The organism is Streptomyces sp. NPDC058751 (assembly GCF_042746485.1).
In the GTDB taxonomy this organism is placed as follows: domain Bacteria; phylum Actinomycetota; class Actinomycetes; order Streptomycetales; family Streptomycetaceae; genus Streptomyces.
In genome coordinates, this window is sequence record NZ_JBHYPZ010000009.1 from 121,746 (window position 1) to 148,070 (window position 26,325).

Here is a 26,325-nt window from a genome sequence, read left to right on the forward strand (position 1 = left end):
CCCTTCAGGAGGTTCCTTCCATGACCGCCCCGGCTCCCACGGCTTCGTCGGCCCCGATGCCCCCGGCGGGCATTCCCGCCGGTCCGATCACCTCCGGCTTGACCGCTTCCGGTTCGAAGGCCCCCGGCTCCGGCGTGGATACTGCTTTGAGCGCTCCGGACGTCTGGCTGGCCGGCCTTCGGCTGGGAGGCTGACCGGGTGGGGCCTCGCGGTCGCCTCGGCGGGTCCCCGCCGAGAACGGCGGTCGTTCAGGATCCGGCTCGCACGTCGGCGAGTTCGAAGACGCCGTAACCGATTCCCGGGCGCTCACCGTGCTCGCCTCTTCCCCGGGTTCGACCTCGCCGTGCCGGAGACGGAGCGCACCCGGCGAGCCGGTTTCGTCGGCCACAGCGTTTAGGTCCTCCGCCGCTGTGGCCAAGGGTGGCCGAGCCGGCTGGCGTACTCCGGCGATCCGCCGCAGACCTCGGCTGTCCGACGCGGGTCACCTGCCACGAGTCGTTCGGCGAGTTCCTCGGCCTGTTCTTCGGGGTCGTCGCCGGAGACGTTGAGCACCATCTGGAACTGCAGCCATGGGCGGCCTTCCCCGATGACCGAGAGGCCCGGATGGAAGAGGAAGAGGTTGATCCGGTCGGGCTCCCAGAGCCAGGCGGAGACACCGCCGAGTTCACATTCCCACTGTGCGAGCCAGTCGGTGTGTTCTCCGAGTTTCAGCTCCAGCAGCCGGGCGACGGTGCGCGCCGGCCACTCCCAGCTGTGGTCCGCGACGGCTCGTTCGACCTCTGCCTGGTACTCCCGGGCATCGAACCAGAACTCGGGCAGGTCGACGCGGTTCGCGTCGGGGTTGCGCCACCCGCTCCAGATCACGTGGTCGCCGTCACGCCGAATGGTCACGTAGAGAGCGCCGCAGCACCCTTCGGTGCACGTCGCCTCGGCCAGCCGCACCTCGCGTGGCTCAGTACCGGCCGTGAGAGGGCTGTCCGGCAGCAGGAGGTACTTGGGATCTGCACCCGGTCCCTCCGTGAACACCTCGGCCAGGATGTCCTCACCGTCGACGAACGGTCGGACCTCCACGCTTGCGCCTCTCTCCGGAAGATCGGGAACGACGACATGGAGGGCGAGGCAACGCTTCTTGTCAGTCATCGGACGATTGTCGGACCTGCCGGACCTGGGCGTCACACCGATTCTCGCGGATGTTCTCCGCCGACCGACGGAGAACCCCGGCGCGGGATCTACGCGCTGTCCGACTCCGGGGTCGGGAGGCTTCGGGAAAGGAGGCGGGCTCACTTCCCGAAGCGGCTTACAGGGAAGCCACCTTGGCGACAAGGCGCCTGCGCCACTCCTCCAAGCGCTTCATCTCGTAGTCACCGAGGTTCTCGTCGATGCCGTACAGCGTCCCCGATTCGACCTTGATCTCCTCGTCCAGGAGGTCGAGTGCTTCTTGGACGTCGCCGTTGAGTTCCAGTGTTGTGATCAGGACGTTGCGGAGGGAACGGGTCTCGCGCCACCGGTCGAGGCCGAAGGCCTGGGACTCGGCATATACGGCGCGCGCCAGGCGTACGCCCTCCGCCGATTCACCGTTCTCCGCGAGGAACTGGCCGAGTGTCGCTCTGCGGTAATGCGTGTCGACGTGGTCGGAGCCCAGCACCCGGACGCAGTCGTCCGCGAGCGCCCGCGCCTCGGCGACGGCTGTGTCCAGGTCACCGAGCCTGCGGCGGTCCCAGGCGAGCCCACTGCGCCAGCCCAGGGTTTCAGGGGCGTCGGCCCCGAACTCAGCGATCCTGTCGGCCACTTCGGCCTCGGCGCATCGTAGGGCGTCGGCGTGCAGGCATTCGTCGACCAGCCAGCGGGACACGCTGGAGCGGGCGGTGAGGGTCCTGGGATGCCAGCGGCCCAACTCCCGCGTGAGGTAGGCGACATCCTCGTGCACCTGCGGCCAGGCTCGCGCCGCCGGCCGCCGCGAGTGCCGGAAGCGCCGCCCGACCCACCAGGTACCGGGGGTGAGGCGCCGCTTCTTCTCACGTGCTCCCGTACCGCCCCGGCTCCCCGGTATCCGCGTCTCGTCCGACATCAGAACGCGTCTCCGTCGTCCACGCACGTCTCCTTCTCGGCAGCCCATGTCCGATGTGAGGCTTTCCCGGCAGCCCTTCCGCCACAACTCACCCTACCCAGGGGGCCCTTCACTCACCCGGGCGCAGAAGGAGGGCACGGCCTCTCACCGCTTCGCGCCACACCCGGCTCCCCGGTCTTCGTGCTGTCCGAGAACGACCCGCCGAGATCGACATGCACCTAGAGGATCGTTGTACGCTGCCGGCTTCTGATCGCACTCCGGGGGATCTCATGTACCGCTTCACCCGCCGTACCCTCAGAGCTCTGGCTGCCGTCGCGCTGCTCACTGGCATGACAACCGCGTGTTCGGGCTCGCCCGCCACGTCGAAGACTCCACAGCCCCAAAAGACGCCGAGCTCCACCGCAGCGCCAACAGCGCAGGCTGCGCCCCGGTCCGCCAGGGAGCGGCTGGACGAGAAGGCCCGCGACCTGCTCACCGGGACGGACCCCTTGGACGCGGACGACGAGGGCTTCGTCTCGTCCGGCTCCCTCGCGATCCCCGGACAGAACGTGGACGAGACCGTCAAGTCCGGCACCGTCCTGCGGGTGGAGGTGGCCTGCGCGGGGGAGGGCACGGTCACCTTCACGGCCGTCTCGGGCACCGCGGAGAAGGCCGTGCGCGTCGACTGCGCGCAGTCGACGACGGGCAGGTTCGACTTCACCACGGCCGGGCCGAGTCTCACGATCCAGGCGGATTCGCCCGCGGCGGAAAAGGTGGGTACCGCCTACGTGGTACGCCACACCACCTGACCGGCCCGGACACGAAAGGGCCCGGTGCCCTGGTCGGCCCGGACCCCGATCGAGACGGCGGGGATGCGGAACGGGACCGTCCCGCGGGCTCGCCCGGTCACCCGTCGAGGTGCTCTCGCGCCGGTCCGGCGGCGGCAACCTGAAGGTGCCGATCACGGCTGTGGCGCCGGCGATGATCCCTTCCACGCCCGGTAGCGCATCACGGTGGCGTCCGGCCTCGAAAACGAATGGCGGGGCAGAGGCCGTGGTCTGGCAGGATCCGCACGTGTCCGCATCTCAGTACGAATCGCATGTGACGGTCCGCTGTACCGATCCCGCCGATTGGCTGCGGCTGCGTCGATGGGCGGTCTCGGCCGGGCTGAAGCTGACGCACATCGTGCTGGCACGCGGCAGGATGCCCGAGCAGCCCATGCTCACGCTGTCCGGCTCGTCGTCGTACGTCGAGCAGGCCGAACGGGTGCGGGACGTGGTGGCGGGGCTTCATGCGAACGGCTTCGAGCCGGTACGGGTGAAGACCGAGTGCACGCCGTGGGCCGCGGAGGTACCGGCTCGGCTCGACGGCGACGACGAGCGGTACTTCGAGCACCATGTGAAACTGCTGCTCGACGCGGGCACGGACCTGGCCGCGCTCGCGGCCCGGGTGGTGCCGCACGGTGCCCATCTGTCGTGGAACGCCACACGGGTGCGGGCCGGCACGCGGCACGAGCGGTTCGTGACGCAGCGATGCCGCGGGACGGGTGCCGACGGGGCGGGGCGGGCACTGGACCGATTGCTGACGGAGCTGGGGGACTTCGCGGTGCTGGGCGTGGAGCGGGAGTTCGTGCTCCATGACAGCGACCTGTCCGTGGACGACGGTTGGATCGAGGAGCCTGTGGGGGTTCGGACATGAGCGGAACGGCGTGGGACGGGTTCGGCCGGCGGAGCGCCGAGTTGCCCCGGGAACCGTTGGACGAGGCCACCCGCGCAGCCGAGGACCTGCCGAAGACCCTGCAGTGGGTGCCGGGGGACGACGTGGTGCAGCGTCCCGTCTTCGACCCGTCGCTGAAGCACCACCAGAACGCCTATCGCGCGACCGATCCGAGATTCGGGGATCCGGCGCGGGGCGAGGAATGGCGGGCGGCCCGGCGCCGGGCCCTGTTCCTGGTGCTGGACGCGATCGCCGCGTCGCAGTGGGTGGACGCGCTGGTGCTGAGGGGCAGCGTGCTGTTGTCGGCGTGGTTCCCGGACACCGCCCGTGAACCCGGAGACCTGGATTTCGTCGTCGTCCCTGACACCTGGCGGATCGACGACGGCCGCACGGACCGGATGCTGCGCGGGATCGCCGAGGCCGCACAGACGCTGGCCGGGACGTGCGGAGGTGAGATGGACATCTCGGCACGGGGCGCGGTGGTCGAGGACATCTGGACGTACGACCGGGTACCGGGCCGCCGTATGGTCCTGCCGTGGGCCTCACCCGGGTTGCCGGGCGGTCATGTCCAGCTCGACTTCGTGTTCAACGAGCACCTGCCCGAGGCTCCCGAGCCGACCGAGCTGCCGGGCGGCACCGTCGTACAGGCGGCTACGCCTGGGCTGTCCCTCGCCTGGAAGCTGATGTGGCTGGTCAATGACATGCACGGGCAAGGCAAGGATCTGTACGACGCCGTGCTGCTGGCCGAGCGGCATCCGCTCCGTTACGAACTGCTGCACGAGGTGTTCCGGCTGTCGGGCGAGTGGCCGTGTCCGCAGCGCGAGAGGATCCTGCTCGAGGACGTGGTCCAAGCAGTCGGGTACGTGGAGTGGAACCACTTCGTCACTGAATACCCGCAGTTCGGGGATGCCGAGCGGGAGTACGCGGACCGGCTGGTGCGGGCTGTGACGAAGACGTTCGAGGGGGCCGCCGACAGCGGCTGACGATCACGGGCTCGGATGCTCCCGACGCGGCTTGAGCACGGCAGGGGAGAGCCGGCCAGGACCAGCCGGCAGGACTGCCACGACCGTCCTCCCCGCGGTGCACCCGCGCTCGCGAAGCGGGGGTCCTGGCAGCGGGCCGCCCGGCGGGCGATCGAGCGTGACCCCGGCTCGGTGCCACGGGCCGGCCTCACACCGTTCGAGTCCGACGGCCGGAACCGGGCGGAGGTGGGGTCCGTGCCGCCGTTCCCTGTCCGGACCTGCCGAATCGGGCACGACATCCGACCGGACCACTCGGCCCGCATGCGGATCACGACCCCCGCAGCGTCGACGGCAGCCACGCGGCATAGGCGCCGGCGAGCTCATCACGCATCCCGATGCTCTCCGCGAAGACGTCCACGCCGCCGTCATAGGGGTGGACAGCCCAGGAGCAGGCGGGCTCGGTCAGGACGACGCCGTCCGTCATGTCGTCGGCCACACAGAGCAGGAGCCGGTCCAGTGCGGAATCGCGCAGGCCCGTCGCGGAGACGTAGAAGTGCCACCACGAGTGGAAACCCGGCTCGGTGGCCAGGTCATCGCTTCGCCAGTGTGCGGCCCCGGGCGTGGTGGCGGCAACCGCGCTGTCCCGTGGGGTCGGGGCACCGGTCGCGGACCAGGAACAGGTGATCGCCACGAGTCCTCCGTCGCCGACTGGGGCGGCGCCGGGGAGATCCCCCAGAAGCGCGTGGAGACGATCCAAGATCTCGGCGTGTTCTGCGTCCGAGGTCGCATACCTCTTGCCCTCGGGGAGGGTGTGGAAGCGGACCCAGCGCTCCGGGAACCGGTGACGCAAGCGGCGGGCCTCCGGCGGGCACTCAGGCCACGACCTGCCCCAGGCACCATCGAGTCCGGCAATGTCCACCGACTGCTCTCCGCCCCTCATGGCACCGAAACATAGTCGATCTTGTTGGTGGACAGCGAAATACGGTCCGCCCGACGAGGGCACGTGAGAACCGCCCCATCGGGCGACGCCACACCCGCCGATTCCGGAACCGGGCCGGCTCGGGCCGGAGATCGTGGGCGGCCGCGGTGCGATCGTCGCGTGTGTCATCGAGCAGGACGAGCGTGACGGCCACGTCGGACCGCTCTACGCGGTGGAGACCGAGGACGGCAGCCCCTGGAGGCTGCGGCCGGAGTTCCTGATCTCCGGGGGAGGACTTCATCCCGACATGCCGCCCCGCGACGGAAGTTGTCGGGGAGGTCGCCGGGATCCGGGGGACGACGCCCTCGAAGGTCCGCCCGCCGTACCGCTGCTCGCTCGTCGGACGGTCGGGCGTGACATGCCGTCCGGGTGATCCGTTGCCGAACGCGTGATGGATCGGCGGGGACTCTCCTCTCACCTGATCCGGTGAGGACCAATCCGCCTCGGTGTGCAGAACCGGATTCCCCACGTGAGGGACGAGGAGAAGGACCAGCGAGCACGGCTTGGTCTGCCGCGTCTGGCGCTGGGTGCGCCGAGCGGGGTGCTGGCCGGCTTCGCCGCGCTCGTGGTGGCCGAAGCGGTCGCGGCGGCGATGCGTCCGCAGTCCGGTCCGGTCGTCACGGGCGCCATCGCCGGGGCTCTGCTCCTGTATGTACTGGTGGACCGTCCGACCGGGGTGAGGCGGTCACCGACGTCGAAGTCCATGACGGAGGAGGCCGGAGACGGTCTGCCGGGGCCCGCGGGACGGGACCGGCGGGGATTCGTCCTGGCGGCCGCGTCCGCCGCCGCGACCTCCGCAGTGGTGGGTGCGGTCGGCCGGTCGCTGAACGGCTCGCGTGGCCAGGGCGCGATCGCCTCTCGTACGAAGGTCGTGCTGCCGAATCCCCGGTCCCCGGCGCGGCCGGTACCCGAGGCCGGCACGGCGATGATCGCCGACGTCGCCTGGGCCCAGTACCGGGGCATCGACGAGGCCGAAGTCCGCATCGACGACGCCCCCTGGCAACAGGCCCACCTGGCCGCCGAGGACACCCGGGACACCTGGCGCCAGCGGTTGGCGCTCCGTCGTCGTGACCGTGGACCGACCCTTCCATCCCCGACCACGAAGGCCTTGAGCCCTCTTCGAGACCCGTCTTTCCACAACCCCCGAACGCAGCCGCATCGTGCTGCGCCGTTCCACAGGAGAACATGATGAACACACGTGCCCGTCGTTCCACCGGCCTTCTCGCCGCTGCCGCCGTAGTGCCCCTGGCGCTGACCGCCTGTTCCAGCGGCGGCAGCGACTCGGACAAGTCCGGTTCCGCCGGCACGGCCGCGGCTGCGGCGACGAAGAGCAGTGACGACATGGCCGGTTCGGGCAGCAGCGCGAGCAGTACGGACCAGCCGTTCGGGCCCGCCTGCGCCTCCGTTCCGAAGGACGGCGCCGGCTCCTTCGACGGCATGGCCAAGGACCCGGTCGCCACCGCCGCCTCCAACAACCCCGCGCTCTCCACCCTGGTGACGGCGGTGGAGAAGGCGGGTCTGGTCGACACCCTCAACAACGCGCAGAACATCACCGTGTTCGCGCCGACCAACGACGCCTTCGCGAAGATCCCGAAGGCGACCCTGGACAAGGTCCTCAACGACAAGGCCCAGCTGACGAAGATCCTCACCTACCACGTCGTCGGCCAGAAGCTCACCCCGAAGGACCTGGAGAACGGCTCCTTCACCACCCTGGAGAAGTCGAAGCTCACGACCTCCGGCTCCGGCGAGTCCTACACGGTCAACGACTCCGCCAAGGTCGTCTGCGGCAACGTGAAGACCGCCAACGCCAACGTCTACGTCATCGACACCGTCCTGATGCCCAAGAACTGACACCTGCGCCGCCAGGGCGCACGCCCTGCCCGGTCGCCCTGACACCCCGGTGTGGTGCACCAGGCCGTTCAGGACGAGGGCGAGGACCGCCTCGAACGCCGACTCGTGATCGATCACCGGCATGCCGGCCGGTAGGTCCGCACCGTCACCGTCACCGTCACCGGGTCCGGTGTCCGCACCGTCACCGGGTCCGGTGTCCGCCTGCGCAGACGCGTCCGCACCGCGATTCCGAACCTGGGCACAGACAAAAGGTGACCGGCGACGGTGAGCAACGGGAACACCATGGACACTACGGTGCGGAGAGGCGTCGTGAACCCGGTGCGGTCGATCAATTCCCGTCAAATGGCCACCTGCGACTGCCGACCGGGTGCCGGTCACCGCACCGTCGTGCCGCAGCCCCCTCCCGTGATCCGTTTCGGTTCGGCACGGCAACTCCGCGAAGATGGAGCATTGTTCACAAGTCATTCCGTTTTCACCGAAAACTTACCGTGAATGTCTGGGCCGTTCCGATCGGTGGCCGGGGTCGGTATTGAGCCGTCCCGTCGTAAATTCCCGGTTTCCTGAGTGCGTCCGTGTGATCGTTGTGGTGCCTGGGGAAGCGGCGCGGGGCCGTGGCATCGGCGCCATGCCACGGAAAGTCCGCTGATCCACCAGGAAGATGACCAACGGAGGGAACGCAATGAAGAGAGTCAGGTTCGTCGCCGCAGCGATGCTCACCGCCGCGCTCGCGGTGCCCACGGCCACGGCCGTCGCCGCTGACGCCTACGGTGGCGGTGCTCACGCCTGGTCGCCCGCCGGCGGCGACAGCGGGAAGATATCCGTCAAGGACAACAGCCGTGACGGGGACCCGGTCAAGGCCGAGTACTACCGGTCGGAAAGCCCTGACACGAAGCGGACGCTGTGGAACCACAGTGGACCGGGCACCACCGCCACGTCCGGTGACGGTTCCCGGATCTACAAGTTCAAGGCCTGTGACGAGAACTACGGCGACCCGGACGACTGCTCCGGGTGGGTCATCCCGTAAGCAGGACATCCACGGATGCCTCGCCGCACCAGCCCGTCCGGGCTGGTGCGGCGTACCCCTTTTTCTGACACAAGAGGCCAGATTCTGTGAAACCAATTGATTCGTCCGGGCTTCGGGTGAGCGGCCTGTGTTATCAGGTCGAGGGCCGAACCCTCCTCGACGGTGTGGAACTGTCCGTTGCCCCCGGCGAGTCGGTCGCGGTGACCGGCCCCAGCGGGTCCGGCAAGTCGACACTGCTCATGTGCGTCCTCGGCCTGATCAAGCCGCAGGAAGGCACGATCACCGCCGGAGGCCGGGAGCTCACCGGGCTCGGGGCCGCGCAACTCGCGCAGGCACGGCGTGACACCCTCGGCATGGTGTTCCAGTTCGGCGAACTCCTCCCCGAACTCAGCCCGGTGGAGAACGTCGCCCTGCCGGTGCTGCTCGACGGGGGCCGCCACCAGGACGCCTACCGGCGCGCGGAAGAACTCCTCGGCGAACTCGGCGTCCCCGTCGGCTCCACCCCCACCGGAATGCTCTCCGGAGGCGAGCGCCAGCGCACCGCCGTCGCCCGCGCCCTGATCACCGAGCCCGCCGTCCTCCTCGCCGACGAGCCCACCGGCGCCCTCGACCCCGAGGCCAAAGAGGGAGTCGCCCACCTCCTGTTCACCACCACCCGCGACCGGAACTGCGCGCTGCTCCTGGTCACGCACGACCCCTCGGTCGCCGAGCGGGCCGACCGGCGCCACGAACTCCACGGCGGGATCCTGGCCGAAGTAGGAGCGCTCTGATGCGTACGCGCATGCGCACTGCGGGCACACTGATCAGGATCGGCCTCGCCGCGGGCCGCTCCAGCCCCGGCGACCGGCTGCGCAGGTGGGGTCTGTTCGGCGCGTCCCTCGCCGTCGCCTTCGTCGTCCTGGCGACCGTGGCCACCCTCGCCACCTATGACGGCCGCGAGACCCGGGCGGACGCCAGAGGGCCAGTGATCACCGGCAGCGAACACGCGGCCCTGCTGTACCGGGAGGGTGCGGACTCCATCGGCACGCGGCCCGTGTCCGTCGTGTTCGTCCACCCCCTCACCTCCAAGGCCCCGGTCCCGGCCGGCGTCACCGACTGGCCCGAGCCCGGCGGGGTGCTGCTGTCTCCCGAACTCCTGCGCACCGGAGATGCGGAGGGGATCCGCACCCGGTACGGCTCGTTCGCCGGAACCATCACCGCCGACGGCCTGGTCACCCCCTCCGAGCGGATCGCTTACGTCCGGGTGGCCGACACTCCGCCGGCCAGCGACCACCGGTGGCTGCCCGTGGCCGCCTTCGGGGGCGGCGGCGGCGCGACAGGAGAAATGGCCGATCAAGCCCCGGTGACGTCCCCGCTCACGGCACTGTGGGCACTGGCCGGTCTGCCCGCTCTCTCCCTGGCCGTGATCAGCGCGCGGGTCGGCTCCCGCTCCCGGGACCGACGCAGCAGCCTGCTGCAGGCACTCGGCGGGACATCGCGGCACCGGATGATGGTCAACATCGGCGAAGCCGCGTTCCCCGTGGCCCTGGGAACCCTCGTCGCGTTCCTTCCGTACGCCGTCGCCTCCCTGCGCGACATCCGCCTCGGTCCCACCGGATACATCCTCGACCACCGCGACGTACGGGACGCCTGGCCCATGGCCGCCGGGGCGGGAGTCGTCTCCCTGCTGGCCGTGGTGGCCATCGTGGTGGCCACGCACCGCGTCCACCGGGACGGCAGATCCACCCGCCCGACCTCGTTCACGTCCAGCGTTCCGGCATGGCGCCTGCTGGTGTGCGGAGTCGGTGTCGCGCTGGTCCTGTGCAGCCAGTACGTGCCCCGCAAAGCGCAGCTGGTCGTGTTCACGAGCGGAACCGTCGTGATGTGGGCGTTCCTGTCCTCCGTCGTGGCCCTCGCCACCCGCCACCTGGGCGCCTGGCTCGCCGAGAGCGGCAGACGCCGGGGCCACGCGGGCCGCCTCATCGGTGGGCGATGGACACACGCTCACCCCGGAGTCATCGTGCGCCTCGCACTGGCCATGGTGATCGGCATCGGGATCGTCGCCCAGATGCAGGTGTGGACCAGCAGGCTCGGGGAGCACTCCAAGGCGGCTGTCGCCACCCACCAGCGCATCAAGGACACGGTGATCGAGCTGACCACCAGCGGCATGACCTCGGCACAGACCGAACGGTTCCGCTCCTCGCTGCCGGCCGGATCGCTTCTGCTGACCCGCACCATGCACGATCCCGGACCGCCCAGAGACCCGTGGGTGTCGATCGAGGGCTCCTGCCAGGACCTTCGCGCGCTGCACGTGGCCTGCGCCGCAGACACGAACCGCCCGGCGGCGAAGAGCGCCCAGGTGGACGAGCTGCGCCGCTGGTACGGCGACGTCAAGTTCATCCAGGCATCCCGGATCACGGTGAAGCCGGACGGCATGCAGTCCCTCCTCGTCGTGACCCCCGAACCGGGGCACCTCGCCGCGGTGAAGAAGGCCGCGTACACACTTTCCAACCCTTCGGTGCAAGTCACCGAACTGGGCGGAACCTGGCTGGGCTCCTCGCGGACCCGCCTTCCGAACTGGATCCAGCTGTTCGGCGTCACCGGTCTTCTCTTCCTCCTGGTCGCCGGCGCCGTGAGCGCCGCGGCGGAATTCGTCCGCATCCGCCACGCACTCGCCCCGCTGGCCGTCCTGACCGGCCGCCGCCGCGTGTTCCGGTCCGTGAGCTCCTGGCACCTGACCTTCCCCCTCCTGATCGCCACGGTCATGACCGGCGCCGTGACGGCATGGCACTCGGTGTTCTTCATCGCCCTGGTGCAGGAGGGCTCCGTTTCCTGGACCGTCCTGGCCGCCGGCGTCACGACCTGCGCCCTGGTCTCTCTCGCCGTCGGGTTCCTCGGCGCTCGCGCGGCTGCGCGAGAGGCCGACCAGTGGAGGCCGGCGGCCGACTGAACGAGAGGGTCTCCCGACGGCTGCGCCGAGTGCCTCGTCGTGGACCGAGCGCCCGGCCCGCTCCTCGCCGGGCGAGCGGTGGTGAAGCCAGGACGGTGGGCCGGGCCGCAGGATCTGTCGCCGCCGTGAGAACGGTCTCCGCCGGCCGTCTGCCCACGGTGAGCGTGATGAGCGTGAACGGATCCGGCTCCGCGGCGATCGTGAGGGGGCGCTCGAAGCCGCCCCGCGGATCCGTACGGGCCTCAGGACATGCTGCCCCGGCACACCGTCCCCGGAGCCGGGGTGCGGCCCGTGTGGAGGTAGTGGTCGACCTTCTCCATGACGCAGCGGTTCTGCGGGTACGTGCCGTGGCCCTCCTCCTGGGCCGTCAGGAGGACGCCGACGCCGTCGCCCAGGGCACGGGCCATGTGGCGGGCGCCAGGGTAGGGGGTGTTCGGGTCGCCGGTGCCGCCGACCACCAGGACGGGGGCCGCGCCGTCGGCGTTCACCTGGAGCGTGGTGCGCTCGCCGTCGAACGGCCAGTCGTAGCAGAGGTAGGCGCTGGCGGACCGGGCTGCGCCGAAGACGGGCGAGGCGGCTTTGAAGCGGGCCTCGTCCCGGTCGAGGTGTTCGAAGTCGGGGCGCAGGCTGGAGTCCGCGCAGGTGATCGCGATCAGGGCGGCGCGGCTGTTGTCGCGCGGGGTCGCCGCGCGGTCGGCGGAGCCGATGCCGTCCACGCCCTTGCTCAGCGGACGGCCGTCGTTGTGGTCGATCAGCGCGGTGAGGGCCTTGGCGAGCGGCGTCCAGTCGTCCGTGCCGAGGTCGAGGTGCTCGCTGACGGCGTACGCGAGGCCGTCGGCGTCGAGGTCTTTGCCGGCGCCGGCCGGGGCGGGCTTCTTCTCCAGGCGGTCGGCCAGGCGCGCCATGCGCCGCGCGGCCTCCTCGGGCCCGTCGCCGGTGGGGCAGCGGCGGATACGGGCCGCGCAGTGCGCGGCGAACCGGTCGAACGCCGCCTGGGCCGCCTTGACCTGCGACAGTCCCTTCTCGTAGAGGTCCTCGGTCGGATCGACGGACGCCTCGAGGACGAGCCGTCCGACGTGCGACGGGTACAGGTGGGCGTAGACCGCGCCGAGCGCCGTTCCGTACGAGACGCCGAAGTAGTGCAGCTGCTCGTCGCCGAGGAGGTAGCGCATCAGGTCGAGGTCGCGCGCGGTGTGTGAGGTGCCGATGTACGGGAGGAGCCCCCCGGAGTACTTGGCGCAGGCGGCCCCGTCGTAGCTGGTGTCGTCCGCGGTCTTCCCGCATCGCACGGGGATGGTCGCGCCGACGCCGCGCGGGTCGAAGGAGACCAGGTCGTAGCGGTCGAGGAGCGACCCGTACTGGTTGAGGAACTCGGGCAGTCCGCTCACGCCGGACACGCCGGGGCCCCCGAAGTTGAGGACGAGCGAGCCGATGCGCCGGGCGTTCGGGCCGGTGGCCTTGCGGCGGATCAGGGCGACGTCGATCGTCCTGCCGTCCGGTTTCCGGTAGTCGAGGGGAGCCTTCATGGTGGTGCAGTCGTAGCCCGTGCGCGCGGTGGGCGGCGAGGCGCAGCCGGCCCAGCGGAGGTGCTGGCCGGTGGTGAGCGCGGTGGGCAGACCGGCGGGCGGGTTGTCCGCGGTGAACTCCGTACGCGGCTCCGTACTCCGGCCGGGAGCGTCGTGCTGGAGCCAGGCGCTGACGGCCCCGAACACGGTGAGGACGATCACGGCGATGATGCGCGCGCCGACCGAGAGGCCCGTTCTGCGGCTTCGTATCGGATGTGCGTCACTCATCTGGATCCCCGTGCTCCCGCCCTTGGACGCCCGCCCCGTTCCCGCACGCCCGCACCCATGATCGTCTGATCGCCGAATGCGTTCAGGGTACAAGCCTCGACTCCGCCCGCCTGCAAGTCGCCTGTCCCCAGGGCCAGTTCAGTGTCGGCCGATACGGTCCCTGCCGCACCGGAACCGGTCATGGACTCATGAACCGCCCAATGGAGTTCGGCCTGACGGTCCTTGACGTGAGGGATCCTGTCGGCAGACCACCGTCTCAGCCCGGAGTTGCGGAAGCGGTGGGCCAAGTTGTCCTTGCGGGGCAATGCCCGTATGCATGGCGAGGACCCGTGGGACCGAGCGCGCACGGCCCGACAGAATGCCTGGTTGCGGGCACGAATGATCGAACAGGCGGACGCGGACGCGGACGTGGTCGTGGACGGTCGAAGAACGCGTCAGCCGACCCGAGGACCGACCGCCAGCGTCAGTTCGAGGACCCGTTGCGGCGACGCGAGATCCGGAAAAAGCTCCCGCAGCTGCGACATCCGGTACCGGACGGTCTGGGGATGGACGAACAGCGCCGCCGCCACCTCCTCCCGCCTGCCCTGGTGCAGCAGCCACTCCCGCAGCGTCTCCTCCAGCCGCCGCGCGGTCGCGACGGGCAAGGTCCGCAACGGTGCGAGGGCCCGGGCGCGCAGGTCCGCGAACGCGTCCACGTCGGCGCTCAGCACCAGCTCGGGCAGGTGGTCCTCGGTGTCGCGGATATCGGGGGAGAGGGAGCGTGCGCGGACGGCTCGCGCGTACGAGGCGGACGCACGGGTCCATGGCCGGGCCGGACCGACCACGACGGTGCGGTCGGTCAGCTGCCGCAGGAGACGTGCTCGGTCGGCATCGGGGACGAGCAGCACACCGGTGGCGTCCGGCAGATCGTCGAGGACGAGGGTGCTCGGGTCGAGCGCGCGGTAGGCGGGCCGGGCCTGGGCGGCGGGCAGCAGGACCGCGGTCAGCGAGACCGGAGGCTGCCACCCGGCCCGTTGAGCGGAGACCAGCAGCACGTCCGGGCCCGCGCCGGCGAGGAGGTCGCGGGCCAGGTGCTCCAGGTGGCGCTCGTGGTCCCTGCCCCGGGCGGCCAGTTCGTCGGCGTGGCCCGCGGCGCTCGCGGCGGAGAGCTCGTCGATGTAGGCGAAGGTCAGCTCGGCGAACTTGGCGACCTCGGTGGCGGGCAGACCCGCGGGTACGGCACCTGCCGCCAGGCACCGCCAGGCCACGCGGGCACCGACGCGGTAGGCGCTGAGCAGGGCGTCCATCGAACGGCCGTCGCGGACCTCGCCGCGGCCCAGCTCGTAGGCCGCGTCACCGCCGTCGCCGCCCGTGGCGTTCCCGCTCGCGAGGTCCAGGTAGTGCCCCAGGGCGGTGCGGACGGCTCGGCGGATGGTGGCGCCCATGTGGCCCGTGAGGGCGTTGGCGTAGGGAGGGACCTCGTCGATGATCGCCTGGACGACCTCGTCGGCGGTGGCCTTCAGCCCGGCCCGAAGTACGGTGACCGTCGTCTCGTCCAGGGCCAGCTCGCTGGCCCTCCGGATCACATGGCTCACGTTTTATTCCCTGCGAACAATTCAGCCGACCAGATTTACGTCCTGCGGTCAGGACTTTACGCCCTGAGGCACAGCAAGCTGGAGCCATGACGAGTACAGCCCTCCGCAGCAGGTCGTGGAAACTACTGGAGATGGTCACGACACCGCTGCTGCCGTCTGACTACCTCGACCTGGTCAGCCCGCTGCGCGCGGGCGCTGACCTGCGGGGACGCATCGAGGCCGTGCACCCCGAGACGGGTGACGCCGCGACCGTCGTGATCAGACCGGGACGGGGCTGGCGCGGCCATACGGCCGGTCAGTACGTGCGGATCGGGGTCGACGTCGACGGGGTGCGCCTGTGGCGTGCCTACTCCGTCACCTCGCCGACAGACCGCCGGGACGGCCGCTTCACGATCACCGTGAAGGTCATCCCGGACGGCAAGGTCAGCAACCACCTGGTCCGCAAGGTGCGACCGGGCACGCTGATCCAGCTCGACCAGGCGACCGGTGACTTCGTGCTGCCGCGGGCCAAGCCCGCCAAGGTGCTCTACCTGACGGCCGGCAGCGGCATCACGCCCGTGATGGGCATGCTGCGCGACACCGAGTTCGACGACGTCGTCATGGTCCACTGCGCGCCACGGCCGCAGGACGTGATCTTCCGCGACGAACTGCACGGCCTGGTCGCGGACGGGAAGCTGCGGCTCACCGAGGTGCACACCGACACGGACGGCATGCTCGACATCACCCGTCTCGGCGAACTCGTGCCCGACTGGGCCGAGCGCGAGACCTGGGCCTGCGGGCCCGCGGGCCTGCTCGACGCGGCCGAAGAGCACTGGACCGAGCACGGCGTCCATGAGCGCCTGCACACCGAACGCTTCCGCCCCGGCATCGTCGTGGCCGGCGACGGCGGCGAGGTCACGTTCAGCACCACCGGCAAGACCGTCGACGCGGACGGCGCCACGCCGTTGCTGGACGTCGGCGAAGAGGCCGGCGTGCTCATGCCCTCCGGGTGCCGCATGGGCATCTGCTTCGGCTGCACCACGCCGCTCAAGGCGGGCGCCGTCCGCGACCTGCGCACCGGCGAGATCACCGAGGCCGAACCGGGCGTCCTCATCCAGACCTGTGTGTCCGCCGCGGCGGGCCCCTGCGACATCGAACGGTAGGAACACCTTGACCGCCATCGACCCCACCGCCCACCTGACCGCGGAGCAGATCGAGGAGCTGGGCCGCGAGCTGGACGCGATCCGCGACGAGGTGCTCGCCAGTCGCGGCGAGAAGGACGCCGCCTACATCCGCAAGGTCATCTCGGCGCAGCGCAAGCTCGAGCTGGTCAGCCGGGGCGTGCTGCTGTTCTCGTTCTTCCCGCCCGCGTGGCTGATCGGCACCGCCGGGCTGTCCGTGGCGAAGATCATGGACAACATGGAGATCGGCCACAACGTCCTGCACGGACAGTGGGACTGGATGCGGGACCCGAAGATCCACTCCACCACCTGGGAGTGGGACCACGTCTCGCCGTCCGACCAGTGGAAGCACTCGCACAACGAGCTGCACCACAAGTACACCAACGTGATCGGCAAGGACAACGACCTCGGCTACGGCATCATGCGCGTCGACGAGGACCAGAGGTGGCACCCGTTCCACCTCGGCCAGCCGCTGTGGAACTTCATCAACGCCTGCTTCTTCGAGTACGGCATCGCGGCGTACGACCTGGAGCTCGGCCGGAACCTGAGCAAGCGCCGCCGCAAGAACCCGGAGTTCCGGGCGCGGGCCAAGGCCGTGGGCCGCAAGATCCGCAGGCAGGTGCTCAAGGACTACGTGATCCACCCGCTGCTGTCGGGCCCGTCGTTCCTCACCACCCTCGCCGCCACCTTCACCGCGAACCTGGTCCGCAACATCTGGTCCCACTCGGTGATCATGTGCGGGCACTTCCCCGAGGGCGTGAAGGTCTTCGAGCGCCGGTCGATCAGGGGCGAGACGCGCGGCCAGTGGTACCTGCGCCAGATGATGGGCTCGGCGAACATCAGCGGCAGCAAGGCCATGCACTTCATGACCGGCAACCTCTCGCACCAGATCGAGCACCACCTCTTCCCGGACCTGCCGAGCAACCGGTACGCCGAGGTCGCGGTGAAGGTGCGCGCGCTGTTCGAGAAGTACGAGCTGGAGTACGTCACCGGGCCGCTGCCCAAGCAGGTGTTCTCCGCGTGGCACAAGGTCGTCCGGCTCTCGCTGCCGAACAAGAAGCCCAAGCTCAAGACGCCGGACCGCGGGCAGGAACTCGTCGCGGCCTGATTCCCGGTACTGGTTCAGGTCTTTCGGCCGTACCGGCGGCACCGCCGGGTCCGGTGGGATCCGTCGCGGACGTCGGGCGGCCGGGACATCGGACCGTACGACACGGGATCCGGGCAGCCGGCTGCCCGGACGCGACGGCATCGGACGGGGAGCCGGTCGTACGGGAACGCGGAAGGCCGGCCTTCGAGCGGCTCCAGGACCGTATCCGGCGACGCGGTACCGCCGCAGTTCCCACCGGACGGTGAACGGGGCCGCCGCAGGAAGCGGCCGCCCCTGAGCCGCGAGGAGGCCATCGGGTCCGCCACAAGGCGGCCTCGATCAAGACGGCGGGCGTTCTTCGGACGGCAGGGTCGGTGGGGGCGGCCGCGAGCGCGACCACCGCGTGGACGTGCCGCTGCCGGACCATGTCCTCGACCGCGTCGGCGGCACCGGTCTGCCGCAGCGGTCCGCGCACCCGTTCGACGCCGGCCGCGTCGGGGATCGTTCGTCTCATTCCCTGCTTTTCCCGACAGTGAACCCACCATTCGGACGTATCGGAAGCGCCGGGCACGCGCACACAGGGAGGCGTGCGCCGGCACGCGACCGCGCTTCGTGCGCCTCTGGGGACCGGACGTCGTCCTCCGTCCAAGATCACGGCCACGTGCCACGGCACACCGCGGCGGAGCGGTGGTGTGCCGTCCCGCCGCGGACGACGGAACGTCACACCACCGGCGTCACACCGGGACGGGGCCCGCCGGTCCCGGCGTCAACTCCTGTACCAGACGGCGCCGGGCTGTCCCACGCAGTCCCACTGCTGGATCCTCGCGCCGTCGTCCTCGGAGGAGTTCTGCACCTCCAGGCACTTCCCGCTCTCGTTGACGAGATAGAGGGCGCCGAAGTGGACGGACACGGGCTTCCAGTACGTACCGTCCTGGCCCTTGCAGTCCCACTGCTGGGCCCTGGCCCCGTTGTCGTCCTTGGAGTTGTCGATCTCCAGGCACTTGCCGTTGCCCGCCCGCCGGACGAGGACGCCGGAGCCGGTGCGCTCGAAGACCCACCGGGCGCCGTCCTGGCCGACACAGCCCCACTGCTGGGCGACGGCACCGTTCACGTCCGAGGACTCCCGGATCTCCAGGCACTTGCCGCTGTTGAGGTTCCACACGCCGAGTCCCGTCACGGGTTCGAGCGCCGCGGTGGTGCTGTAGTCGACGGTGTTCGGCCACCGCCCGTCCTTCCGGGCGGCGGTGAACACCTGGCGGGTGCCGTCGACGGTGACTGTCGCGGTGCCCAGGTCGTCGTCGCCCACGAGGTCGTCCTCCTCGATCCGGACGGTGACCTGTTCGCCGACCTTGAAGTACAACTGCTCGTAGCCCCCGCCCTTGGCGCCGAACGGCTGCCCGCACGTGCCGGTGCCCTCGACCCACGGCTCGACGAACTGGACACAGGTTCCGGCGTGGGAGATGTCGAAGGCGCCGTCGTTCCAGGGCCACACCCGGTGGCCGTTGACCAGGACGCGAACCTCGTCGCCGTCCCCGGACATGGAGTCCTCCTCCAGGTCCGCGGCTATCAGGCCGCCGAGTTTCAGGGCGATCAGACCGTCTCCCTGGGCGGCGGCCGACGACGTCCCGCCGACCGCCGCGGGTCCGGCCGGGGCGGCGCTCGCCGCGGTCGAGGGCAGGACGGCGACGATCAGGGCGATCAGGACCGACAGGTACCGGATCGTCGGGCGAACATGCATGGGATCTGCTTCCTCGTGTCTCGAGGGGGCGCGAAGGATCCCGGCCGGGTGCCGGCCGAGAGGTGCTTCCGCGAGGCTCCGGAGTCCCCCGTGCCGTGTCCGGAGCCGTTGCCAACCTAGGAAGCGGTACGCGGCGTCGCCATCCCAGAAAGGTGGGGGCCGCCGGACCGGCCCGACCGGGAGGCGGGACGCGTCGGCCCGGGCAGATGGCGGCACGGCCTGCCGGTGGACCGGGGTCAGGCTCCGGGGCCGGCCGCCGAGGCGTCCGTGTCCTGTCCCAGGGCGGGCCGGTAGTGCCGTGCGAACAGGGTGGCCACCAGGTCCCGGCGGCTGCGCACACCCGTCTTGTCGAACACGGCCTTCAGGTGGTCCTGCACGGTGTGCGGCGACACGCGGGTGAGGCGGCTGATCTCCGCGGTCGAGTGCCCCCGCAGGACGAGTTCGGTGACCGTGCGTTCCCGGGGCGTCAGCCCGTAGGCGGTGACCAGGAACGAGGCGCGTTCCTCCGGCCGGGCCGACTCGATCGCGACCGCGACGACGGCCCTCTCCCGGTCCGCGGCTCCTTCCCGCTCCGTGCTCCCGTCCCGGTCCGCGGCACGGGACCGGCCGTGGCCTTCGGACAGCGACCACGCGTGCAACCGCGCCGGGCCGAGCGTGCGGGTGTGCGCCCAGGACGTGAACGATCCACCGGCCGCCGCCGGGGCGCGGACCGCGGCGGCCACGGCGCACAGGGCGGGAGGCAGACCGGTACGCCGCTCGCCGAGCGGGGCGCGGTCACCGCCCAGCAGTTCGTCGAGCCACAGTCCGGCCGTGGGGCTCCGGTGCAGCACCTGGTAGCCGACGTCGAGAAGGAGCAGCCCCGGGGCCGAGGGCGAGGGGGGCCGCCACGCCTGCCGGGTCACCTGGAGCCGGCGCAACGCGTCCCCCAGAGGCTGCGCGAGCGTCGCCGCCGTCGCGAGATCGGTGTCGTCGAAGGCCGGGGCGTCGCGTTCGCGGCCCAGGACCAGCGCGCCCCACACGCCGTGCCGGTCGCGGAGGGCCACACGCAACTCGTCGCGGTAGCCCAGGGGACGGACGATGTCCTGGTAGCGGGGGCTGTGCGCCAGCAGATCACCGGCTTCGCGGCTGAGCAGTCCGACGGGGGACGGGCGCCGAGCCAGGTCCGGCAGCAGGTTGACATCGCCTTCGCGGTACTCGATGTCCAGCATCCGCGGCATCAGCGACTCGGGCACGGCGTTGCGGTAGTTGCCGCCGGTGTTCATCAGGGTCGCGGGGTCGACGGTGACACCGGCCCAGATGTCGAACGGGAGCAGCGGGGCCAGCGCGGTCATGACCACGTCGAAGAACTCCTCGACACTCCGCGCGGCCGTCGCCGCGCGCACGGCCGCCCTCCGGGCCCGCCCGACTCGCCCCCCGTCCTCGGACATGGGATCAGGGTAACGACGGCCACGGCGCATCGACAGTGACACGCACATGTCCAACCGTTTCCTCGAGCGCGGTGCGCACCGCCGTACGGTACGCACCACTGCACCACGTCGGGAGGACGGCCTTCCCGGCGACGGCCGGTCCCGAGAGCGTCGCGCGGCGGGCGGCACGGTCCCGGATTCCCGCCCTCCACGCCCGGCTTCCGGCGGCGGGCGCCGTGCGCCGTGCCGGGGCGCGGGCGTCGCCCCGGACCCCGCCATGCCCCAGCCCACGGGCCTCCACGGCCGTCGGCAGCCGCCGTTGCGCTCCTCCACCGCGGCGACAACCTGCGAACCGGACGATCACACCCTCGGCCGATCCCGAGGGGCCTGACCGCAAAGATCCACCTCGCCCGCGACGGCCGGGGCCGTCCGCTCGCGATCCTGCCGGCTCCGGGCCGACGCCTCGACGGCATCTGCGCACGCCCCCTCCTGGAGTCGAGTCCGGTGCTGCCTGCACGCCCGGAACCGGACCCGCGGTGAGGCTGGTCGAGCTGCCCGCCGGAACGACGGTGGCCAAGGCGGACCGCTCGTGCAAGGAGACCGGCTCCGGCGGCTACAACTGCGTTGCCCGCAAGTACTGCTTCGTCAACGAGAACCCCACCGACGCCTTCGCCTTCGCCTTCACTCTGCGCGTCGACGAGACGGTGTCCCGGGCGGGCGCGGCCGCCGCGTCCCTCGCCGCCGGTGCGGGCGCGGTAGTGCTGGTCCGCCGTCGCACGGCCCGACGTTGACGCCCGGCAGGGGAAGGCCCGGCACCGTATGACCGCACCGTCCCTGGCCGGGGATTCACATCAGATCGCTCGTGTCGTACAGACGTTCGTGCCACCAGGCGCCCCTGCGCCAGGGCTCGCGGTGCGCGAACACGTCCGGCAGGGTCCTGCGCAGCAGTTCCCGGTCGAGTTCCGCGAGCAGGTGCTCCAGGTCGCGCCGGGCGTACCGGGGGAGCAGCGGGAGTATCCCGTCGAGGACGTCGCGGGCCACGGCGGGATCGCACTCCAGGTCGCAGCGCGTGCAGGAACAGTAGTTGCGGCGCATGTACAGGTACCGGCCCGGGGCGGAGAGGAACCGGCGCAGCGAGGCGAGAGCGTCCCTGGTGGTCCCCGGTGACACGAGCCGGTCGGTGTACGGGGTCTGTTGCCGATGTCCGGCGTGGAGGTCCGGGTCGAGCAGGCCCGGGGACTCCGCGTGGAGGCACTCCGCCCGGTGGACGGCGGACACCGTCCGCGGGCTGAGGCGGTCGATCCGGTCCACCCAGGGCGGAACGCCGGCGGGCGGGGGCCTGAAGCGTCGGGCGCGCAGGGCGCCGGGCCGTCTACGCGGCACTGGCCTTTCGTCGGGTCGTCATGAACTGATCATGGGGCAGCCGGGAGAGGGGGTCCACCCCCGGGCCGGGAAACCCGGTTCTTCCTCTCCGGGGTCTCCGGCAGGCCGATCACCGACGACGAGTGGACGACGTCAAGACGAGTGGACGACGTCAAAAGGAGTCAATTCGGTTGCCCGGGGTCCGTGGCCCGGGGATAGGTTCGTGACCATGGGCGAAATGGACTTGCTCGAGCGTTCCAGCGGTCCCGTGACCCGAAGCCGGATCAGCCGTGACCTGGCCGCGCTCGGTCTCGGAGACGGCGACGTCGTCATGTTCCACACCCGCATGTCCGCCATCGGCTACGTGGCGGGCGGACCGCAGACCGTCATCGGCGCCCTCCAGGACGTCGTCGGAACGCGGGGAACCCTCATGGTGACCTGCGGCTGGAACGACGCACCCCCGTATGACTTCGTCACCTGGCCGCAGGACTGGCAGGACGCCCTGCGCGCGGAACATCCCGCCTACGACCCGGTCCTCAGCGAGGCCGACCACAACAACGGCCGCCTCCCGGAGGCGCTGCGCCGCCGGCCCGGAGCCGTCCGCAGCCGTCACCCGGACGTCAGTTTCGCGGCCCTTGGAGCGGCGGCGGCCGAGCTGATGACCGACCACCCCTGGGACGATCCCCATGGCCCCGACAGCCCCCTCGCCCGGCTGGTCGCCCACGGCGGCCGGGTCCTGCTGCTCGGCGCTCCCCTGGACGCCATGACGCTGTTGCACCACGCCGAGGCGCTCGCCGAAGTCCCCGGCAAACGGTTCGTGGACTACGAACAGCCCGTCCTCGTGCAGGGCCGACGGGTCTGGCGCCGCTTCCACGACATCGACTCGGAGAACGGGGCCTTCGACTACTCGGCCGCGGTGCCCGAAGGGGAGGAACCGTTCGAAGTCATCGCCCGGGACATGCTCGCCGGGGGAATCGGCCGGCGGGGCAGGGTCGGCGCTGCCGACAGCCATCTGTTCGAGGCCGCGGAAGTCATCGACTTCGCCACCACCTGGATGGAAGACGAACTGGGCGGGTAGGCGCGCTGCAGAGGAATCCGCCCATCCGTGATCTCTTGCCGGAAGCCCGGAAGCCCGGAAGCACCTCGACGGCGGACCGCCACGCCGACGTGAGACTGGTTCGCCTCCGCTCGAACGGAGGCGAACCTCACCACCGTTCGCCCGGACCGTGCCCGGTGAACCAGACGGTCTGCCCGTCGGTGCGCAGTGCGGCGCTGAACGGCTTCCTCGGGCCCCGGCCGGCCAAGCCACTTGGACCCGACCGGCTCCTGTACGGCACCGGGCAGAAGGCGGCGGTCACCGCCTCTGTGCCCACGTCGTCGATCCCGTCGAACACCAGCGAGTCCCAGAACACCGCATCGGTCTCCATGACCAGCACTGTTACTGGATACGGCCGACCACGGCGGAGGAGAACGGGGATTCGGCGTACGGTCTCGGAGTAATCCCTTGCCGGGAAGGGGCCCTCGTGCCGACACTGATCCCATGGCCAGGGCGACGAGGGAACCTCTACCGGGAGGCGGTGTCGTCCTCGCCGTACCGGACGGGCTGTCAGGCCCGCCCTCACTGCGCTTTGAGCGGGCCGCGGACCGCGAGTGGATCCTCCGGCAGGGCGAACGACCGCTGATCCAGGCCCGATCGGAGGGCGACGGCTGCTGCCGTGACCTCCACCTGCGCCGCCTTCCCGGCCACCGCTCCCCACTGCCGCCTCTGACCGCCGCGGTGATGCGGACCGGGGCCGACTGGCCGCACCGATACGCGCTGTGGCTGGAGGAGACGGGGCTCGGCCCACTGCACCACGGGCGCTGGCTGCTGACTCCGCGCTCCACTTTCGCTCCGGGCATCTGGGATCATGACCTCGTTCAGGACTGGCCGGACGCCACCCTCGAACTGCTCTGCGGGGGTGGCTGGCACGGTGTCCTGCCGCTGCGTCCGCTGTCGGCACCGGACGCCTCGCGCGTGAAGGCGTACCGCAAGCACGTCCGGGAGGGCACCCTCGCCCCGGTCCTGCTGTGGTGGGTGTCCTTCCTGGACGGTTGGTTGCTCCTCGACGGTCATGCCCGGGCTGCCGCCGCTCTGGCCGAGGGCGCGCAACCGGCCTGCGTGGAGCTGGTCCGCGTACCGGACGACGCCGACTGGCGGGCGACCGCCGAGGAGATCACCGAGGCGCACGAGGAACGAGTGGCGCGACTGGCCGAGCGCCCGGCGAGCCCACGCACTGCCCGTGAACGGCAGGCGCTGGACCGGGGCTACGCCGACGTGATCTCCACCCTGGCGTACGACGCGAACGCCACTCCCGTGTTTGAACGCCCCCGAGACCGACCACGTCGTGCCGTGCCTTTGCCACGCGCCAAAAGATGGCAGGCCGACACCGTATGACGACGTCATTGACGGGCACGAACGCTGGCTCAACCACATGAGCGCCGGACGTGAGGAAGGACGACCGGCCGCTCGACAGCGAAGGAGACGGCGCTGGATGGGACTTTCAAACGAGTGGTGTAACTGGGGTGGTCGAGGGTTACTGGCGGGCGGCTGAGAGGCGGCCGTCGAAGGTGATGTCGAAGGCGTTCAGTGCGGTCTTCCAGCGCATGGTCCAGCGGGCCTGACCCCTGCCGGTGGGATCGAGCGACATGATCGCCATGTAGACGCACTTCAACGCGGCCTGCTCGTTGCGGGAGTTGCCGCCGTCCTTGCCCGCCGGGTCGTGCTTGCCGTAGCCGAGGTGGCCGGTGATCTCGCCCTCCAGGGCGGACTCCAGCAGCCGCTTGGTCAGCTGCTGGAGCAGCCCGCCCTCACCGGTCAGCCGCAGTCCCTCCGCCTGGGCCCGGTGCACCAGCTCGTCGATCAACTGGTCATCCACGGCCTTCACCGACACAGCCTTCGAGGGCTCGACGGCTCCGGACTCGGACACGTTCTCACTGGTCATCGATGCATCTTCCATGATCGGGAGTTACACCGAACGTCTTACAGTCCCTGATCCGACTCTGGCTTCGCCCGTGATCGCCTGGACAGCTCCTAGTCGCCGGTCGTGCCGTCGAGCATCTCGCGCAGGATGTCCAGGTGGCCGTTGTGGCGGGCCGTCTCCTCGGTGAGGTGGAGGAGGATCCAGCGCAGGTCGACGTGGAGGCCGTCGCGGACGGCCCGCTCGGCCCGGTCGTCCAGGCCGCTCCCGGCGACCAGCTCGCGGTAGCCGGCGCTTTGTTCGGCGTATTCGCCGAGCAACTGCGTGAGCGGGAAGTCGACGGCGATACGCATCTCGCGGTCGGGGTCCTCCTCGGTCCAGGGGCCCTGGTCCTCCTCGCCGAGGAAGACCACCTGGAACCAGTAGTACTCGACCCAGCGGAGGTGATTGATCACTCCGCTCATCGTCATCAGCGGTGAGCCCGGCAGGAGGGCCTTGCGGGCGTTCTCCTCGGAGACGCCGTCGCACTTGGCGCGGGCGGTGTCACGGGCGTAGTCGAGGAACGTGGTGAGCTGGGTGCGCTCGTCCCACGCGGGCGGCGTGTCGTCGATTCTGGTCATCGTGCGAAGCGTCCCCGATCACCGCAACCGATGTCGAGGCATTTAGACGCCGTTCCAGTTGCGGGGCGGACGCCCCTCGTAGTCGCGCTGCCTGCCCTGGTGTTCTGCGTGGCCGCTAAATGCTGTAGCCGAGTTCCTCGGCCCCGATGTGCCAGAAGGAGTTCTCGTCGGCGACGGCTTCGGCGTCAAGTGTCCTGAACCGTTCCAGCAATGCTTCGGTGAGCGCGTCGCCGGCCTGCTCGATCAGGTCCACGGTCTCGTCCTCGCTCAGGTCGTCGCCGGGGCCCTCGTACGCGTCGGCCTCGGCGGTGGCTTCCTCGTAAGCGCGGTTGAAGGCGACGAACGCCTCCACGCCGGAGTTCACCAGTCGGGGAGCATCGCCTTCGGGCAGAAACCACAGCGAGCCGTCGTCACGCCGCAGGGCGAGCGCGCTCAACCCCGGGTCGACCGCGACCAGGGCGTGCCGCACGCCGTTGATCGTGCGTTCCGCAAAAGGAGGGGCCTGCCACACCCCGTGGTACGGGCAGCAAACGCATCCGGCCAGGAGTGAAGCGACATCGGCATCGTTCATGCCGAGAACGTAGCCCGCCCCGCCGACACTCCACCAAGCTGGTGAAACCATGTGGTCACAGCACTGGCGCCGCTGTAGCGCGTACACGTCGGGTGAGGGTCATGAAGAGCGAACGCCGCGACGACAGTGACCAAAGCAAGTACTGCCTGGGTCTTCCACACCATCGGTTTCGCGCGGTAGGCGCCCCACACCGCGATGCCGGCCAGCGCCATGAGCACCATGACCGCGAAAGGCACGACAGGGTCGAAGTCCGCGGGATGGACGACGAACGGACGTCCTTCAGTTTCATCCTGGCCGGGCGCCATGCACGGGAATGCGGACAGCAGCAGCGTGATGTACCCAGGGAAGCCGAGTGCCAGAACCAGCGCTCCCAGTTCCAAGAGGAGGTACTTTCCTCTTGTCAGCCAGGTTCGGAAGGATGCTCTTCCGCGCGTGAGGTCGTCCGTGTCGGCATTCTGGTCCTGTTGCACTTCCCCCCTTGGGTAATTGGGCGAGATCGTACAGCAGGCCCCACCGCGTACCGACCTCTCACCTTCCACTCCGGCTCCC

25 protein-coding genes and 1 pseudogene are annotated in these 26,325 nt (G+C 70.4%); 13 read left to right on the top strand and 13 right to left on the bottom strand.

The features are described from left to right. Nucleotides 1–393 precede the first annotated feature (393 nt). Nucleotides 394–1,140 carry a hypothetical protein gene (locus tag ACFW6B_RS11360; protein WP_386594480.1) on the bottom strand — a complete coding sequence of 249 codons (747 nt, stop codon included), beginning with the start codon at nucleotides 1,138–1,140 and terminating at the stop codon, nucleotides 394–396. Nucleotides 1,141–1,297: 157 nt separating this feature from the next. Beyond that, complete coding sequence (locus tag ACFW6B_RS11365; protein ID WP_386594482.1) at nucleotides 1,298–2,068, bottom strand: hypothetical protein; 771 nt, start codon at nucleotides 2,066–2,068, stop codon at nucleotides 1,298–1,300. Nucleotides 2,069–2,397: 329 nt separating this feature from the next. Between ACFW6B_RS11365 and ACFW6B_RS11370 the strand changes: the two genes are divergently transcribed. The 3 genes from ACFW6B_RS11370 (at nucleotide 2,398) to ACFW6B_RS11380 (ending at nucleotide 4,746) form a co-directional block, all read left to right on the top strand. Next, the gene (locus ACFW6B_RS11370; RefSeq protein WP_386594484.1) at nucleotides 2,398–2,856 is read left to right on the top strand and encodes a hypothetical protein; all 459 of its coding nucleotides are present in this window, start codon (nucleotides 2,398–2,400) and stop codon (nucleotides 2,854–2,856) included. Between the two features lie 265 nt (nucleotides 2,857–3,121). Further along, nucleotides 3,122–3,745, top strand: a complete 624-nt coding sequence (locus ACFW6B_RS11375) for a hypothetical protein (RefSeq protein WP_386594486.1) — start codon at nucleotides 3,122–3,124, stop codon at nucleotides 3,743–3,745. Continuing rightward, nucleotides 3,742–4,746 (top strand): nucleotidyl transferase AbiEii/AbiGii toxin family protein, encoded by a 1,005-nt coding sequence (locus tag ACFW6B_RS11380; protein ID WP_386594488.1) that lies wholly within the window; start codon nucleotides 3,742–3,744, stop codon nucleotides 4,744–4,746. The genes ACFW6B_RS11375 and ACFW6B_RS11380 overlap by 4 nt, the downstream gene beginning before the upstream one ends. Before the next feature lie 307 nt (nucleotides 4,747–5,053). On the opposite strand, the gene ACFW6B_RS11385 is transcribed toward ACFW6B_RS11380, so the two are convergent. After that, complete coding sequence (locus tag ACFW6B_RS11385; protein WP_386594490.1) at nucleotides 5,054–5,416, bottom strand: hypothetical protein; 363 nt, start codon at nucleotides 5,414–5,416, stop codon at nucleotides 5,054–5,056. 757 nt (nucleotides 5,417–6,173) lie between these two features. On the opposite strand from ACFW6B_RS11385, the gene ACFW6B_RS11390 reads away from it, so the two are divergent. The 5 genes from ACFW6B_RS11390 to ACFW6B_RS11410 all read left to right on the top strand — a co-directional run bounded on the left by ACFW6B_RS11390 (nucleotide 6,174) and on the right by ACFW6B_RS11410 (nucleotide 11,508). Next, a complete protein-coding gene (locus ACFW6B_RS11390; RefSeq protein ID WP_386594491.1) occupies nucleotides 6,174–6,893 on the top strand; it encodes a hypothetical protein in 720 nt (239 codons plus the stop codon). Beyond that, complete coding sequence (locus ACFW6B_RS11395; protein WP_386594658.1) at nucleotides 6,893–7,555, top strand: fasciclin domain-containing protein; 663 nt, start codon at nucleotides 6,893–6,895, stop codon at nucleotides 7,553–7,555. The genes ACFW6B_RS11390 and ACFW6B_RS11395 overlap by 1 nt, the downstream gene beginning before the upstream one ends. A 679-nt stretch (nucleotides 7,556–8,234) precedes the next feature. Then, entirely contained in the window at nucleotides 8,235–8,579 is a 345-nt protein-coding gene (locus tag ACFW6B_RS11400; protein WP_386594493.1) for a hypothetical protein, read from the top strand. 86 nt (nucleotides 8,580–8,665) lie between these two features. Beyond that, nucleotides 8,666–9,349, top strand: coding sequence for an ABC transporter ATP-binding protein (locus ACFW6B_RS11405; RefSeq protein WP_386594495.1), 684 nt, complete (start codon nucleotides 8,666–8,668; stop codon nucleotides 9,347–9,349). Continuing rightward, nucleotides 9,349–11,508, top strand: coding sequence for a permease (locus tag ACFW6B_RS11410; RefSeq protein ID WP_386594497.1), 2,160 nt, complete (start codon nucleotides 9,349–9,351; stop codon nucleotides 11,506–11,508). The genes ACFW6B_RS11405 and ACFW6B_RS11410 overlap by 1 nt, the downstream gene beginning before the upstream one ends. Before the next feature lie 242 nt (nucleotides 11,509–11,750). On the opposite strand, the gene ACFW6B_RS11415 is transcribed toward ACFW6B_RS11410, so the two are convergent. Both ACFW6B_RS11415 and ACFW6B_RS11420 read right to left on the bottom strand, forming a co-directional pair. After that, on the bottom strand, nucleotides 11,751–13,301 hold the full coding sequence (locus tag ACFW6B_RS11415; RefSeq protein WP_386594499.1) for an alpha/beta hydrolase: 1,551 nt from the start codon (nucleotides 13,299–13,301) through the stop codon (nucleotides 11,751–11,753). 434 nt (nucleotides 13,302–13,735) lie between these two features. After that, nucleotides 13,736–14,875, bottom strand: coding sequence for a PucR family transcriptional regulator (locus tag ACFW6B_RS11420; protein WP_386594501.1), 1,140 nt, complete (start codon nucleotides 14,873–14,875; stop codon nucleotides 13,736–13,738). A gap of 86 nt (nucleotides 14,876–14,961) precedes the next feature. Between ACFW6B_RS11420 and ACFW6B_RS11425 the strand changes: the two genes are divergently transcribed. Next, complete coding sequence (locus ACFW6B_RS11425; RefSeq protein ID WP_386594503.1) at nucleotides 14,962–16,017, top strand: ferredoxin reductase; 1,056 nt, start codon at nucleotides 14,962–14,964, stop codon at nucleotides 16,015–16,017. A gap of 7 nt (nucleotides 16,018–16,024) precedes the next feature. After that, nucleotides 16,025–17,143: a fatty acid desaturase family protein gene (locus tag ACFW6B_RS11430; protein WP_386594505.1), complete on the top strand. Its 1,119-nt coding sequence runs from the start codon at nucleotides 16,025–16,027 to the stop codon at nucleotides 17,141–17,143. 745 nt (nucleotides 17,144–17,888) lie between these two features. On the opposite strand, the gene ACFW6B_RS11435 is transcribed toward ACFW6B_RS11430, so the two are convergent. Together ACFW6B_RS11435 and ACFW6B_RS11440 are read right to left on the bottom strand one after the other, a co-directional pair. Beyond that, the gene (locus tag ACFW6B_RS11435; RefSeq protein WP_386594507.1) at nucleotides 17,889–18,860 is read right to left on the bottom strand and encodes an RICIN domain-containing protein; all 972 of its coding nucleotides are present in this window, start codon (nucleotides 18,858–18,860) and stop codon (nucleotides 17,889–17,891) included. 236 nt (nucleotides 18,861–19,096) lie between these two features. Beyond that, complete coding sequence (locus tag ACFW6B_RS11440) at nucleotides 19,097–20,287, bottom strand: LuxR C-terminal-related transcriptional regulator (RefSeq protein WP_386594509.1); 1,191 nt, start codon at nucleotides 20,285–20,287, stop codon at nucleotides 19,097–19,099. A 515-nt stretch (nucleotides 20,288–20,802) separates the two neighbouring features. Here ACFW6B_RS11440 and ACFW6B_RS11445 point away from each other — a divergent pair. Further along, nucleotides 20,803–21,057 carry a hypothetical protein gene (locus ACFW6B_RS11445; RefSeq protein WP_386594511.1) on the top strand — a complete coding sequence of 85 codons (255 nt, stop codon included), beginning with the start codon at nucleotides 20,803–20,805 and terminating at the stop codon, nucleotides 21,055–21,057. A 55-nt stretch (nucleotides 21,058–21,112) separates the two neighbouring features. Here the strand turns inward: ACFW6B_RS11445 and ACFW6B_RS11450 are convergent, their stop codons facing one another. After that, the gene (locus tag ACFW6B_RS11450; RefSeq protein ID WP_386594513.1) at nucleotides 21,113–21,649 is read right to left on the bottom strand and encodes a hypothetical protein; all 537 of its coding nucleotides are present in this window, start codon (nucleotides 21,647–21,649) and stop codon (nucleotides 21,113–21,115) included. A gap of 208 nt (nucleotides 21,650–21,857) precedes the next feature. Between ACFW6B_RS11450 and aac(3) the strand changes: the two genes are divergently transcribed. Then, the gene (aac(3), locus tag ACFW6B_RS11455; RefSeq protein ID WP_386594515.1) at nucleotides 21,858–22,706 is read left to right on the top strand and encodes an aminoglycoside 3-N-acetyltransferase; all 849 of its coding nucleotides are present in this window, start codon (nucleotides 21,858–21,860) and stop codon (nucleotides 22,704–22,706) included. A 127-nt stretch (nucleotides 22,707–22,833) separates the two neighbouring features. Here aac(3) and ACFW6B_RS11460 read toward each other — a convergent pair whose 3' ends face one another. Then, nucleotides 22,834–23,055, bottom strand: a complete 222-nt coding sequence (locus ACFW6B_RS11460; RefSeq protein ID WP_386594516.1) for a hypothetical protein — start codon at nucleotides 23,053–23,055, stop codon at nucleotides 22,834–22,836. Nucleotides 23,056–23,168: 113 nt separating this feature from the next. Between ACFW6B_RS11460 and ACFW6B_RS11465 the strand changes: the two genes are divergently transcribed. After that, complete coding sequence (locus tag ACFW6B_RS11465; RefSeq protein WP_386594518.1) at nucleotides 23,169–24,062, top strand: hypothetical protein; 894 nt, start codon at nucleotides 23,169–23,171, stop codon at nucleotides 24,060–24,062. A 139-nt stretch (nucleotides 24,063–24,201) separates the two neighbouring features. Here the strand turns inward: ACFW6B_RS11465 and ACFW6B_RS11470 are convergent. The 4 genes and pseudogenes from ACFW6B_RS11470 to ACFW6B_RS11485 all read right to left on the bottom strand — a co-directional run. Then, nucleotides 24,202–24,366: pseudogene (locus ACFW6B_RS11470) on the bottom strand (IS256 family transposase); the annotation flags it as partial. A 332-nt stretch (nucleotides 24,367–24,698) separates the two neighbouring features. Then, entirely contained in the window at nucleotides 24,699–25,205 is a 507-nt protein-coding gene (locus ACFW6B_RS11475; protein ID WP_386594520.1) for a DinB family protein, read from the bottom strand. A 115-nt stretch (nucleotides 25,206–25,320) separates the two neighbouring features. Further along, nucleotides 25,321–25,776 carry an SUKH-4 family immunity protein gene (locus tag ACFW6B_RS11480; RefSeq protein WP_386594522.1) on the bottom strand — a complete coding sequence of 152 codons (456 nt, stop codon included), beginning with the start codon at nucleotides 25,774–25,776 and terminating at the stop codon, nucleotides 25,321–25,323. After that, complete coding sequence (locus tag ACFW6B_RS11485; RefSeq protein ID WP_386594524.1) at nucleotides 25,773–26,246, bottom strand: hypothetical protein; 474 nt, start codon at nucleotides 26,244–26,246, stop codon at nucleotides 25,773–25,775. The genes ACFW6B_RS11480 and ACFW6B_RS11485 overlap by 4 nt, the downstream gene beginning before the upstream one ends. Nucleotides 26,247–26,325: the final 79 nt, after the last annotated feature.